Source organism: Gordonia paraffinivorans NBRC 108238, from assembly GCF_000344155.1.
Lineage (GTDB): Bacteria > Actinomycetota > Actinomycetes > Mycobacteriales > Mycobacteriaceae > Gordonia > Gordonia paraffinivorans.
Genome location: NZ_BAOQ01000016.1, coordinates 56,888 through 69,980 on the forward strand (window position 1 = coordinate 56,888; position 13,093 = coordinate 69,980).

The 13,093-nt window shown below is 69.8% G+C and carries 11 protein-coding genes and 1 pseudogene; 3 read left to right on the plus strand and 9 right to left on the minus strand.

Going from position 1 to position 13,093, the window contains the following annotated elements; genetic code table 11:
* Positions 1 to 18 precede the first annotated feature (18 nt).
* From GP2_RS08855 to GP2_RS08865, 3 genes and pseudogenes are all read right to left on the minus strand, one after another.
* Positions 19 to 1,635, minus strand: coding sequence for an FAD-binding oxidoreductase (locus GP2_RS08855; RefSeq protein WP_006900154.1), 1,617 nt, complete (start codon positions 1,633 to 1,635; stop codon positions 19 to 21).
* 7 nt (positions 1,636 to 1,642) lie between these two features.
* Positions 1,643 to 2,206 (minus strand): TetR/AcrR family transcriptional regulator, encoded by a 564-nt coding sequence (locus tag GP2_RS08860; RefSeq protein WP_006900155.1) that lies wholly within the window; start codon positions 2,204 to 2,206, stop codon positions 1,643 to 1,645.
* 96 nt (positions 2,207 to 2,302) lie between these two features.
* Positions 2,303 to 3,689 (minus strand): annotated as a pseudogene (locus tag GP2_RS08865) (aspartate aminotransferase family protein).
* Between the two features lie 125 nt (positions 3,690 to 3,814).
* On the opposite strand from GP2_RS08865, the gene GP2_RS08870 reads away from it, so the two are divergent.
* Positions 3,815 to 5,431: a PucR family transcriptional regulator gene (locus tag GP2_RS08870; protein WP_040526667.1), complete on the plus strand. Its 1,617-nt coding sequence runs from the start codon at positions 3,815 to 3,817 to the stop codon at positions 5,429 to 5,431.
* A gap of 32 nt (positions 5,432 to 5,463) precedes the next feature.
* Here GP2_RS08870 and GP2_RS08875 read toward each other — a convergent pair whose 3' ends face one another.
* Together GP2_RS08875 and GP2_RS08880 are read right to left on the minus strand one after the other, a co-directional pair.
* Positions 5,464 to 6,057, minus strand: a complete 594-nt coding sequence (locus GP2_RS08875) for a TetR/AcrR family transcriptional regulator (protein WP_006900159.1) — start codon at positions 6,055 to 6,057, stop codon at positions 5,464 to 5,466.
* 70 nt (positions 6,058 to 6,127) lie between these two features.
* Complete coding sequence (locus GP2_RS08880; RefSeq protein ID WP_051997191.1) at positions 6,128 to 7,177, minus strand: DMT family transporter; 1,050 nt, start codon at positions 7,175 to 7,177, stop codon at positions 6,128 to 6,130.
* A gap of 81 nt (positions 7,178 to 7,258) precedes the next feature.
* Here GP2_RS08880 and GP2_RS08885 point away from each other — a divergent pair, with 81 nt between their 5' ends.
* Positions 7,259 to 8,194 (plus strand): LysR family transcriptional regulator, encoded by a 936-nt coding sequence (locus GP2_RS08885; protein WP_006900161.1) that lies wholly within the window; start codon positions 7,259 to 7,261, stop codon positions 8,192 to 8,194.
* A gap of 13 nt (positions 8,195 to 8,207) precedes the next feature.
* Here the strand turns inward: GP2_RS08885 and fgd are convergent, their stop codons facing one another.
* A complete protein-coding gene (gene fgd, locus GP2_RS08890; RefSeq protein WP_006900162.1) occupies positions 8,208 to 9,218 on the minus strand; it encodes a glucose-6-phosphate dehydrogenase (coenzyme-F420) in 1,011 nt (336 codons plus the stop codon).
* 192 nt (positions 9,219 to 9,410) lie between these two features.
* Here fgd and GP2_RS08895 point away from each other — a divergent pair, with 192 nt between their 5' ends.
* Positions 9,411 to 11,384 carry an ABC transporter ATP-binding protein gene (locus GP2_RS08895; RefSeq protein WP_006900163.1) on the plus strand — a complete coding sequence of 658 codons (1,974 nt, stop codon included), beginning with the start codon at positions 9,411 to 9,413 and terminating at the stop codon, positions 11,382 to 11,384.
* 4 nt (positions 11,385 to 11,388) lie between these two features.
* Here the strand turns inward: GP2_RS08895 and GP2_RS08900 are convergent, their stop codons facing one another.
* The 3 genes from GP2_RS08900 to GP2_RS08910 are packed head-to-tail and all read right to left on the minus strand — an operon-like array spanning position 11,389 to position 13,056.
* Positions 11,389 to 11,670 carry a hypothetical protein gene (locus tag GP2_RS08900; protein ID WP_006900164.1) on the minus strand — a complete coding sequence of 94 codons (282 nt, stop codon included), beginning with the start codon at positions 11,668 to 11,670 and terminating at the stop codon, positions 11,389 to 11,391.
* A 50-nt stretch (positions 11,671 to 11,720) separates the two neighbouring features.
* Complete coding sequence (locus GP2_RS08905; RefSeq protein ID WP_051997192.1) at positions 11,721 to 12,113, minus strand: YidH family protein; 393 nt, start codon at positions 12,111 to 12,113, stop codon at positions 11,721 to 11,723.
* Positions 12,082 to 13,056 (minus strand): alpha/beta hydrolase, encoded by a 975-nt coding sequence (locus tag GP2_RS08910; protein ID WP_006900166.1) that lies wholly within the window; start codon positions 13,054 to 13,056, stop codon positions 12,082 to 12,084. The genes GP2_RS08905 and GP2_RS08910 overlap by 32 nt, the downstream gene beginning before the upstream one ends.
* Between the last annotated feature and the right edge of the window lie 37 nt (positions 13,057 to 13,093).

Here is a 13,093-nt window from a genome sequence, read left to right on the forward strand (position 1 = left end):
CGATCCGGGGAGGGACGATCAGATCAGGATGCCGGGATTGCAGATGCCGGCCGGGTCCAGCGTGTTCTTCACCGCGCGGAGCGCGTCGAGGGCGAGCGCCCCGATCTCGTCGTGGTAGGCGTCGCGGTGGTCGCGGCCGATCGCGTGATGGTGCGTGATGGAGGCACCGGCGGCCCGGATCGCCTCGTTGGCCGCCTTCTTGGCCGCCGACCACTCGGCGAGCGGATCGGCGCCGAAGGGTGCGACCACGGTGAAGTACAGCGAGGCCCCCGCCGGGTAGACGTGGCTGATGTGACACATCACCAGCGGCGGCGCGCCCGACGCCGTCAGCGTGTCGGTGATCGCGGCGGTGACCGCCGCACGCAGGTCGTGCAGGCCCGACCAGTAGGTGACCGTCTCCAGGGTCTCCACCAGCACGCCCGCGTCGAGCAGCGGATCGCGCAGGTACGGGCCCGCGAAACGCCCGCTGCGCCAGGACTCCCCGGGCTCCTCGCCGAGCAGGGTTCCACCGGCGTCAGCGAGCACCTCCGATGCCGCCTCGCGCCGGCGGGGGACCTCGGGGGCCCGCCCCTCGTAGCCGGTGACGACGAGGCAGCCAGTCGCGTCGGCGCCCAACTGGCCCGGGTCGGCGAGGTTGACGGCTGTCTCCGCCTCGTCGGACAGTCGCAGCACGGTGGGCAGCGGACCGTCCTGGGCGAGGCGGCGCAGGGCGGTCGCCCCGTCGGTGAAGGTCGCGAAACGCCAGCCGTCGAACACGCGGGTCTCGGGCGCAGGGCGCACCCGCACCCGCACTGAGGTGATGACCCCGAACACGCCCTCCGAGCCCAGCACGAGCTGACGCAGGTCGGGCCCGGCCGCCGATCGGGGCGCGGTCCCGAGCTCGACGGTGCCGCGCGGTGTGGCGAGGACGAGTCCTTCGACCACCTCGTCGAAGCGGCCGTATCCCGCCGACGACTGGCCGGCCGACCGGGTGGCCGCGTAACCGCCGATGCCGGCCCCCTCGTAGGACTGCGGGAAGTGCCCCAGGGTCCAACCGCGTTCGCGCAGAAGCGCTTCGGCAGCGCTGCCACGCAGGCCCGCCTGCAGGGTGGCGACGCGGGAGATATCGTCGACCTCGACGAGCCGGTCGAGACGGCGGAGGTCGAGGCTGACGACGCCGGCGAAACCCGACCGGTCCGGGGCGAGCCCGCCGACCACCGACGTCCCGCCGGTGAAGGGCACCACCGCGACCCGGGCCGCCGAACAGATCCGCAGGATCTCCACGACCTCGTCGTGATCACCCGGGTACACCACGAGATCGGGTGCGTCGGAGGCGTCTCCGGACCGCAGACGCAGCAGGTCGGGCGTCGAGAAGCCGCGGGTGTGCTGGATGCGGGCGTCGGCGGAGTCGGCGACGTGGGCGTCGCCGACGAGCCGCTCGAGGTCGGCGCGGACGCTCGCGGGCACGGCGGGCGCCGGCGGCGTGATCGACGACGGGTCGACGCCCGGGTTCGGCGTCGCGTCCCCGGCGAGCGCGGCGGCGGCACCGGGGAGTTCGGTGACGCGTTCCGGATCGCCCCAGCGTGGCCGTCGCATCTGCACGACCGGGATCAGCGTCTCGTCGGTGTCGGGGCCGGGCCGGTCGTGAGAAGTCATCGTCGTGTCACTGTTCGTCGGGGCGCTTGACGATCGCCCGGACCACCAGGTCGGCGACCTGCTCGTCGGTCAGCGATCCGTCGGGGATGAGCATCAGCGAATAGATCGTCCGGACCAGGAACTCCGCCGCGCCGCGCGGGTTCGGCACCAGCTGGTCGGAGATCTCCGGCGCCAGATCCGGCAGCGTCTGCTCGACGATCTGGTGGATCAGCGTCGGACCCGTGGCGTCGTCTGTCGCCACGAGCGCGCGGATGATCTCCTCCGGCTCCTTGCGCAACACGTACTGCAGCGCCTCGTGCTGCCGGATGTAGGGCAGCACGCCCGCCACCTGCGCGCGGACCTTGCCCGCCGCGTCCGGCGCGGTCTCGGCCCACTCCCGCAATCTGACCCGCAGCAACGAGACCTCGCGGTCGACGATCGCCGCCACCAGCGCATTCCGCCCGCCGAACATGCGGTAGGCGGTGGCCCGGGCGACCCCGGCGTGACGCGCCACCGACGTCAGACTGAGCGCCTTGGCGCCGAAGCGGGAGACGAGGCCCACCCCGACGTCCACCATGCGGTCACGATCCATGCCAAAAACTTATCGAACAAGTGTGGTCGGGCTCTCGGCAACCGGCGCAGCGGGGCCTTCCTCTGTCGGCGCACCGAGATCCCGGCACCTTCCGGGTCAGGACCTCACGTGAGCGTCGGCGACGTCGAGAACGGTGTCGAGGATCGCCAGACCTTCGCGCGCCTCGTCGTCGGAGACCGTGCACGGGGGTGCCGCGTGGATGCGGTTGTAGTTGGCGAACGGCAGGAGACCGTTCGCCTTGCACGCCGCGAGCACCTCGTTCATCGCCGGGCTGCTGCCGCCGTAGGGCGCGAGGGGCTCCCTGGTGGTCGGGTTCGCGACCAGTTCGATGGCCCAGAAGACACCGAGACCGCGGACCTCACCCACCGACGGATGTTTCTCGGCGAGGGCGCGCAGGCCCGGCCCGAGCACGTCGTCGCCGATGCGGGCGGCGCTCTCGACGATCTTCTCCTCGGTCATCGCGTTGATGGTGGCGACCGCGGCGGCGGTGGCCAGCGGATGACCCGAGTAGGTGAGACCCCCCCGGATAGGCTCGCTCGGCAAAGGTGGCGGCGATCTGGTCGCCGATCGCCACGCCGCCGAGCGGGACATACCCGGAGTTCACGCCCTTGGCGAAGGTGAGCAGGTCCGGCACCACGTCGAAGTGCTGGATGGCGAACCACTTGCCGGTACGGCCGAATCCGGCCATCACCTCGTCGGCGATGAACACGATCCCGTAGCGGTCGCAGATCTCGCGGACACCGGCCATGTAGCCGGGCGGCGGGACCATGATCCCGGCGGTGCCCGGGACCGACTCGAGCACGATCGCGGCGATCGAGTCCGGACCTTCGAAACGGATCAGCTGGTCGAGGTGGGCCAGGGCCCGTTCGGTCTCCTGTGCCTCGTTCTCGGCGTGGAACTGCGAGCGGTACAGGAACGGACCGTGGAAATGCACGACGCCGCTGTTGCCGTGGTCGTTGGGCCAGCGCCGCGGGTCGCCGGTCACGTTGATCGCGGTGTCGGTCCCGCCGTGGTAGGAGCGGTAACGCGAGAGCACCTTGTGGCGGCCGGTGTGCAGGCGCGCCATGCGGATCGCGTGCTCGACGGCGTCGGCGCCACCGTTGGTGAAGAACACCCGGTTCAGGTCGCCGGGGGTGCGCTCGGCGATGAGCCGGGCCGCTTCGGACCGGGCGTCGTTGACGTGCGCCGGCGCGATGGTGCACAGCTTCGCGGCCTGCTCCCGGATCGCCTCGACGACGCCGGGGTGCTGGTGTCCGATGTTGGTGTTGACCATCTGGGACGAGAAGTCCAGCAGGCGGTTTCCCTCGCCGTCCCAGACGTAGGAGCCCTCGGCGGCGAGGATCGTCATCGGCTTGACGTGCGCCTGCGCCGACCAGGAGTGGAAGACGTGCTCGCGGTCGAGCTCGTATGCGCGGCGGCCGCGGGCCTTGGCTGCCTCGAGGTCTTCGCCGGTCGGCAGGGCGACTCGCTCGGTCGTGGTTATGACGGACGTCCTCTTCGTGTGGCGGAGACGGATGGGCCGGGACGGTTCTCAGGATGCCGCCCGCGGGACCACAGGAACGCCGACACTTTGTATGTTCTGTCGTCTTGTCTCTTACACTGTGTAACGTGCGGCCGACCATCGCCCATGTTCTGACCTTGCCCGTGGTGCAGAACGGACAACCGAGGCTCGTCGGCGGCAGCCGTCTCGACCGCGAGGTGCGCTGGGTGCACGTCAGCGACCTTGCCGATCTCACGGATCTTCTCCAGGGGGGCGAACTGGTCCTCACCACCGGGAGCGCGATGCTCGCCGACCCGGTGGGATACCTCGAGGGACTCGCGGCCACCGGCGCGGTCGGCGTGATCGCCGAACTCCTCGACGCCGAGGTACCGCAAACCGTTGCCGCGACGGCCGATCGCCTGGGCCTGCCCGTCGTCGTCCTGCGTCGGGCGATCCGGTTCGTCGAGGTGACCGAGGAAGTCCACCGGTCGATCGTCGCCGACCAGTACGAAGAGGTCGTCTTCTCCCGACACGTCCACGAGGTCTTCACCGGGCTCGGCATGCGGCGTGCCGGCGTGTCCGAGATCGTCTCGGCGGCAGCGGAACTCATCGGCCGTCCGGTCGTGCTGGAGGACCTCACCCGTCAGGTCCTGGCCTTCGACGGACGGGGCGGGCCCCCGGCAGAACTCCTGCGCGACTGGGACCGGCGCTCGCGACTGACACCGTCGTCGCGGGAGACCGCCGTCACCGGCCCCGAGGGGTGGCTGGTGTCTCCGGTGGGGGCACCGCGTCAGGAATGGGGGCGGCTCATCGTGCCCGACCCCGCCGATCTCGGCGAACGCGCGCGGATGCCCCTCGAACGTGCTGCGCAGGCACTGGCGCTGCACCGGATGGCCGAACAGAACAGGACCGAACTGGAGATCCGGGCACAGAACGGGCTCGTCGACGACCTGCGCCTGGGACGCATCCCCGACGAGGCCGAGGCGGTCGCGCGCGCACGCGCCCTGGGCCTGGGGCCGGGGCTCAGCTATGCGCCGGTGACGGTTCGCATCGTCGAGTCGTCCGATCCGGACCAGGTGCTCGCGCAGGGAAGGCTGACACGCGCACTGGACGCGGTCCGCCACTCGGTGCGGGCTGCCCGTCGCACCGCACTCACCGCGCTGCGGCCTCACGGCCGCATCGACCTGATCCTCTCGTCACCGGCCTCGGGCGACACTGAACCCGAACTGACACAGGTCTGTTCGTCGATCCGCAGTTCGCTGTTGCGCGTGGACGGCGTGGCCCGCGTGGCCATCGGAGTCGCACCGGATTCCACACGACTCGTCGACGCCGCGCGAGGACTTGCCGAAGCCGCGCACGTGGCCGACGCCGCCCTGTCACTCCCCGACGGCGACCGGGCCTTCCACCGGACGACCGACGTCCGGTTGCGTGGACTCATCGCGGTCATCCGATCCGATCCACGAGTCCAGGCGTTCGCCGAGACCGAGCTGCGCGGCCTGCTCGAACACCACGCCCGGCACGGTGACGACCTGTTGGAGACGTTCCGGAGGTTCATCGAGTCGGGCGGCAACAAGGCCGAACTCGCCAAGGCCATGAACCTCGCGCGCCCGACGGTGTACTCGCGACTGGCCCGCATCGAACGCCTCCTCGGCGTCCCGCTCGATGACGCCGAGTCGCGGGCGTCGTTGCACGCCGCCCTGCTGGTCCTCGACAGCCGGACCGAACCGTTCGTCGAGAGCGCCTGACACACAATGAGATCGACGAAGTCTCGAGGGACTCAGGACGCGCCGGCGGCGCGGTCCCCGGTACGCGGGTAGGCCCGGGTCTCGTCGGAGCGGATGATCCTCAGCACGACATCGCGGAGTTCCTCCTCGGACAGCGAGCCGTCACCGACGTTCTGCTGGACGGCATGACCGTCCCAGATGGCCTCCAGGATCGTGGCGATCCGCGGGGAGCAATACATCTCGACGCCCGACTTGGCGCGCTTGGACCATGTGCGGATCAGCTGGCGGTAGGCGTTCTCCCGCGCGCCCTGCGCGTACATCTCCCACATGAGCACCACCGAGTTGGTGTCCTCTGCGAGCTTCCGGGTCATGGCGACGACGGCATCGGCGAGATCCTCGTCGCCGCGGACGAGGGAGAACGCGCTCTCGTATTGCTCCGAGATCCGGTCCACGTGGTAGGCGAACGCGTCCAGGAGCAACCCGTCGAGGTCGTCGTAGTGGTAGTTCACCGACCCCAACGCGAGATTCGCGGCGCTGCAGACCTTTCGATGGGTGACGCCCTTGACGCCACTGTCGATGATGACCTGCAGGGCCGCTTCCATCAGCGCCACGCGGGTCGCCCCCGACCGGGCGTTCTTCGCCTTCATGGACCCCCTTCCGACGCGTGCCCCGCAACACGACCGGGGTGTCACCCGGTGGTTCCGCCCACAAACTACGTCATCTCCGGCCGGTCGGCGATGCCGAACGGGACTCGTCGAGACCGTCGCCCGATGACCTCGCCTGCCTCTTCGCACCGCGCGATGCGCGTGCAGGGGCCTGGCGGACGAAGACCTGCCGTGCGATCGCGACCCCGCCGATGCACAGGACACCGCCGACGATGCCGACGCCGGTGGGCAGCTCGCCCAGGAGCACCCACGACAGCACGATCACGATCGCCGGGACGACCAGCGTCGTGGCGGCCATCGCGCTCGCATCGGTGCGCGCCAGTGCATACGCCCATGTGGAGAACGCGATGGCCGTCGGTCCGACGCCGAGATAGACGACCGCGGCGATGGCGCCGGGGGTCGCGTCGGCCATCTCGGAGATCGCGACCGGGAGGAAGGGCAGGGTCGCGACGAGCCCGGCGACCGCGCCGAGCCAGGTCGCGGTGAGCGCGTCCACGGTGCGCAGCGCGGACTTCTGGATCAGCACCCCCGCGGCGTACAGGACTGCCGCGGCGATCCCGAGGACGACGCCGAGCCAGTCGGCGTGCGCGTCGGCGGTCGCCGATCCACCGGTGGCGATCAGCACGACGCCGGCGAAGGCGATCGTCATTCCGATCACGAGATGTCGCGGGAACCCCTCTCCCATGAAGAGCCCGGCGGCGACGGCGACCAGGATCGGCGCCAGGTTCACCAGCAGCGCCGCGGTCCCGGCGTCGAGGTGGCGTTCGGCCCAATTCAACACGACGGTGTACCCGGCGAACCAGGCCACGCCATAGACCAGCACCGACACGAGCGCGCGCCCTCGCGGTATCCAGGGCCGGGCCTGCGCGCCGGAGGCGCCGGCGCTCCCGCGACGCCTCATGATCAGCATGAGCACCGTCAGCGGCACGACAGCTGCCAGCAGCCGCCAGAACGCCATGGATCCGGGTGAGAAGTGCTCGCCGAGCGCGCGGATGCCCACAAAGGCCGACGCCCACAGCACCACCGTGACCAGTGCGGCGAGGACGGGCAACGAGACCGCGCGGGTGCCGGTCGGGCGAGCGGTCCGATGATCTGCTGGCATGCATTCAGCGTGGACGATCACTCACTTCAGAACAAGTGAAATCTTCTTCCGATAGATTCAGCACGACTGTAGAGTTGGACCATGGTCGACGTGCATCGACTCCGGGTACTGCGTTCGGTGATCGGAGAACGCTCCATCGGCGGCGCCGCGGCCGCTCTCGGCTACACGCCGTCGGCGGTGAGCCAGCACATCGCCGCGCTCCAGCGCGAGACCGGCCTGACGCTCGTCGAACGCGACGGCCGCGGCATCGTGCCCACCGACGCCGGCGTCATCCTCGCAACCGAGTCCGAGGCGGTCTTCGAACAGCTGGCCCGCGTCGATGGCCTCATCTCCGAGCTCCGCGACGGGCGTCTCGGACAGCTCCGCATCAATTACTTCGCCTCCGCCGGTGCGGTGTGGATACCGCCGATCGTGGCGACGATCTCGCGTGAATTCCCCGGTCTCCGACTGGATCTGCGGCTCATCGAACTGCTCGACCCGGCGGCGCCGTCACCCGACGTCGAGATCTATGTGGAGGCCGACGAGCGACGGGCCACCGACGCCCCGGGCTTCGTCGGCAGGCCACTGACCGACGACCCGTATCTCGCCGTGGTGCCACAGGATTCGGAATGGGCGGACCGCGAGTCGGTCACCCTGCACGAGCTCTCCCGGGTGCCGTGGGTCGACAACGACGTCGCCCGTGGACCCTGCCGCAAGGCGCTCCTGAACGCCTGCACCGCAGTCGGTTTCAGCCCGGACTTCAGCGTCGAGACACAGGACTACCCCACCGCGATCCGGTTCGTCGCCGCGGGAATCGGACTCACCGTCGTACCCGAGCTCGCGCTCGCCGATCTACCCGACGGCGTTGTGGCCGTCCCCATCGTCGACCCGACCCCCTCGCGCGCCATCCGGGTTCGGGTGCGCCGGTCCGCAGCCGACCTGCCACCGGTGAGGCGAGTGCTCGAACTCCTCGACACGACTGTGGCACAACAGAAGTCATCGCCCGCCGGTCGCGGCAACGCGACCTGTGGGCGATGAACCCGGCCCGGGGTCAGGCCAGTCTGCGCAGGCGCGGCGCGAGGTCGCGCTCGAAGTTCTCCAGGAAGCGTCGCTGGTCGTGTCCGGGAGCGTGGAACACGAGGTGGTTGAGCCCCGCGTCGATGTAGAACTTGACCTTCTCGACGGCCTCGTCGGGATCGGAGGAGACGATCCACCGCTTGGCGACCTGCTCGATGGGCAGTTCGTCGGCGAGCCGTTCCATCTCCACCGAGCTGTTGACGCTGTGCTTCTGCTCCGGGGTGAGCGACAGCGGTGCCCAGAAGCGCGTGTTCTCCAGAGCCAGTTCGGGATCGGGATCGTAGGAGATCTTGATCTCGATCATCTTGTCGATCGCGTCGAAGTCGCGCTCGGCCTTCTCGGCGCCCTCCTTGACCGCGGGGATCAGCTTCTCGGTGTAGAGCTCGGCGCCCTTGCCCGAGGTGCAGATGAAGCCGTCACCGGCGCGGCCGGCATACCGGGCGACCACCGGACCGCCGGCGGCGACGTACACCGGGATCGGCTGTTCCGGAACGTCGTACATGTAGGCACCCTGCGTGTGGTAGTACTCGCCGTCGAAGTTGACCTCTTCGCCGGTCCACAGCTCGCGCATGAGCCTGATCGCCTCGCGCAGCCGGGCGAAGCGCTCCTTGAACTCCGGCCAGTCGCCCTGGAATCCGGTCGCGTACTCGTTGAGCGCCTCGCCGGTGCCGACCCCGAGCATGATGCGGCCCGGGTACATGCAGCCCATCGACGCGAAGGCCTGGGCGATGACCGCCGGGTTGTAGCGGAAGGTCGGGGTCATCACCGACGTGCCGATCTGCACGCGCTTGGTCCGCTCGCCGACGGCCGCCATCCAGGCGAGGGAAAAGGGAGCGTGGCCGCCGTTGTGCCGCCACGGCTGGAAGTGGTCGCTCACCGCGACCGAGTCCAGTCCGTGTTCCTCGGCCGCGACCGCGATCTCCACCAGTTCACGCGGATCGAACTGCTCCGCCGATGCCTTGAACCCGAGCTTCAGTTCTGCCATGAGCCTCGCCCCTAACCGTCGGCCCGTGCCGACCTCACGCCGTTGCCGATCATTCCGATCGGGGTCGCCGTCTGTGACCTCGGTTACCAACCTAGAGCATCGGCCGTGGTGGCCGTCTCGCCCTCCGGTCCCGGAACGCCCGCGAATCGCCGACTAGACCTCAAGTGAACTTCAAGTTCTACCCTGGCTGCCATGAGCATGGAATCGGTCGCCTGGGACCTGATGTACAAGTCCTCCACCTCGCCGGACGCCAAACGGCTGCGGGGTGATCGTCGCGCGACCCTGCGGCGGATCGCCGATTTCGCGCGCCCCCATCGCCGGCGCATCGCCTTCTTCCTCCTGCTCTCGGTGTTCACGGCGGTCCTGACCGTGGTGACGCCGCTGCTGGCCGGTCGCGTCGTCAACCTCATCACCGACGGCGGCTCGGGCGCCGCGATCGTGTGGATCGCGGTGGCGATCGCCCTCATCGCCGTCGCGGAGGCCGTCACCGGCATCGCGGTCCGATGGCTGTCGTCGAACATCGGCGAGGGCCTCATCTACGACCTGCGGCGCGCGGTCTTCGACCACGTGCAGCGGATGCCGGTCGCCTTCTTCACCCGGACCCGGACCGGGGCGCTCGTGAGCCGGTTGAACAACGACGTCATCGGGGCGCAGCGCGCGTTCAGCGACACCTTGTCGGGAGTCGTGTCGAACCTGGTGACCCTCACCCTGACCCTCGGCGTGATGTTCGCGATCAGCTGGCAGATCACCCTGCTCGCACTGATCCTGCTGCCGGTCTTCGTGATCCCGGCCCGCCGGATGGGACTGCGGATGGCAGGCCTCTCCCGGGAGGCCGCCGAACACAACGCGCGCATGTCGACTCAGATGACCGAACGGTTCTCGGCGCCCGGCGCCACCCTGGTGAAACTGTTCGGCCGGCCCGACCGGGAATCGCGCGAGTTCTCCGAACGCGCGGATCGCGTGCGCGACATCGGTGTTCGCCGCGCGATGCTGGAGGCGTACTTCGTCACCGCGCTGACCCTGGTGTCGGCGCTCGCCCTGGCGCTGGTCTACGGCCTCGGCGGCTGGCTGGCGGTGAACCAGCACCTGTCGGCCGGTGCGGTCGTCTCGCTCGCCCTGCTGCTCACCCGCATGTACGCGCCGCTGACCGCCCTGGCGAACGCACGCGTCGAGATCATGAGCGCGCTGGTCAGTTTCGAGCGCGTCTTCGAGGTGCTCGACCTTCCGCCGCTGATCACCGACGCCCCGGCCGCCCGCCCGGTCCCGGGCACCGAGTCGGGGAAGCCGGTCCCGGTCTCGGTGCGCTTCGACGACGTATCCTTCGCCTACCCGTCGGCCGACAAGGTCTCGCTCGCCTCTCTGGAGGAGGTCGCACAGCTGGACAACCGCGCGGGAACCACGGTGCTGCACCACGTCGACATCGACGTCCCGGCGGGAAAGATGGTCGCTCTCGTGGGCAGTTCGGGCGCCGGCAAGTCGACCATCGCCAACCTCGCCACCCGCCTGTACGACGTCGACTCGGGGTCGGTGCAGCTCGCCGGCGTCGACATCCGCGAGCTGCAGATCGCCTCGGTGCACCGGACCGTCGGCCTCGTCACCCAGGACGGCCATCTCTTCCACGACTCGGTGCGCGCGAACCTCGCCCTGGCCCGCCCGGATGCCTCCGACGAGGAGATCTGGGACGCGTTGCGCCGAGCCCGGCTCGACGAACTCGTGGCTTCCCTGCCGGACGGTCTCGACACCATCGTCGGCGAACGCGGCTACCGCCTGTCCGGCGGCGAGCGCCAGCGCATGACCATCGCGCGGCTGCTGCTGGCCGAGCCGTCGGTGGTGATCCTCGACGAGGCGACCGCCCATCTCGACTCGACGTCGGAGGCCGCCGTCCAGGAGGCACTGGCCGAGGCGCTCGAGGGACGCACCTCGATCGTCATCGCGCACCGGCTCTCCACCATCCGCGCGGCCGACGAGATCGTCGTGCTGGAAGCCGGACGCGTCGTCGAACGCGGCGACCACCAGAGCCTGCTGGCACGCAACGGGCGTTACGCGGAGCTCTATCGCACGCAGTTCGCGGTCGAGGACGACAACGCCGATGACGCCTTCTCGGCGAACGACCTCGCGGGGGACGACGACTCCGAGGACACGGACCGCGACGCGATCGGCGTGTGAGCCGCTACTGCTCGTCCTCGAGGTCGTCGAAGGTGTCGATCAGCCCGCGGCGGGGCCGCTCCGGCCGATCGGCGCGCTCCATGCGCCGGCGCCGGAACTGCATGACGATCAGCACGATGTTGACCACGATGATGGCGATGCCGACGGCCACCCAGAACCAGCGGCCGTCACGCCACCAGTCGACGGTCAGCCAACCGAGGCAGACGATGAGGATGGTCGCGCCGACCATGGTCATCGTCGTCGACACTGTCTGCGCGCCGCGGGCGAAGTCGGGGCCGGTACTCACGGGAACTCCTGGGGTGGACGGTGGTGGCGGACGATCACGTCTGGACTCGGTCAGGCCTGGATGACGACCACGACCGCGATCAGGACGGCCACCACCACTATCGCAGTCACGACGTACAGGATCAGGGCCGGGCCCGGCATCGGACCGCCGCGCTCGAGCGCGCGCATCGTGCGCCGCCAGCGCCAGGCCCCGATCAGCGCGAAGCTGCAGCCGAGTGCGATGAGCAGGAGGCCCAGCATCACGTCGAGGATCTGATGGTCGATCTCCGGGGCCAGGTAGACGATCGCCACCCCGGCGGCCATGAATCCCAGCGCGGTGCGGATCCAGGCGAGCATGGTGCGCTCGGCGGCCAGCGTGAACCGGGCGTCGACCGCCCCCGGAGGCGGCGCGGAGGGCGCCGGCCGTGCCGCGTCAGACCGCGCGCTGGTCCTCTCGCTCGTCAGCGTTCCTGCCCTCTCGTATCGCCCGCTTCGCGAAGTCGGCGGTCGCCTCGATCGCGTGGATGGTCTCCGGGTGACGCGTGTTCAGCACCGGAAACGCATGCACCTGCCAAGCGTAACTGTGGGCGACCGCCTCGACGCCGGCCTCGTCGAGCTGCTCGACGAACTCGAAGGCGTCGGGTTCGAGCATCTCGGACTCGGCGGTGACCACCGCGGTCGGCGGGAAGATGGTGGGGTCGAGATCGGCGATCCGGCGCGCGCCGGTGACCGGCATCGGACCCCTGTCGAACAGCGGCGTCAGCCGCGCGAGCTTGTCCTTGGGGATGTAGGCGTCGTGCTCGCTGGTCCGTTCCGGGTTGGTGCCCAGGTCGAGGTCGAGCAGCGGGGAGAAGCCCAGGTAGGCCACGGGCGCGGGAAGCCCTCGCTCGGCGGCCGCCTCGATGACCTTCGCGGCGAGGAACCCGCCCGCCGAATCCCCGGCGACGACCACACGTCGATAGCCGCGTTCGGTGACGAGTTCGACGTAGGCGTCGATGGTGTCCGACACCGAGGTCCCCACGCCCACGTCCGGGAGCTGGCGGTACTCGAACGCGAACACCGGGATCTCACAGGCCTTCGCCAGACGCGCGGCGATCGAACGGTGCGTGCCGAGTCCGCACATCACGAAGGCACCGCCGTGGAGGTAGAGCATCGCGGTGTCGCTGTCCCGGCGGGACGGACCGGCGGGCACGATCATCTCGGTCGGACGCCCCGCGAGGGTCAGCTGTTCGCGGACGACGCCGCGCGGCTTGGGGCCGATCGCGACGATCTGGTCGATGACGAACAGACTGCCGAGGCCGGCCTTGCTGATCGGCCACAGCGACATGGCGGGCTTGAGCAGCAACCGCGATCCGAGCCAGAGCGGGAACGACAGGAGACTCGGCCGCCGGTGATGGACGATGGGCATGGGATTCCTCCTGGTCTCCGCCGAAGCTACACCCCGG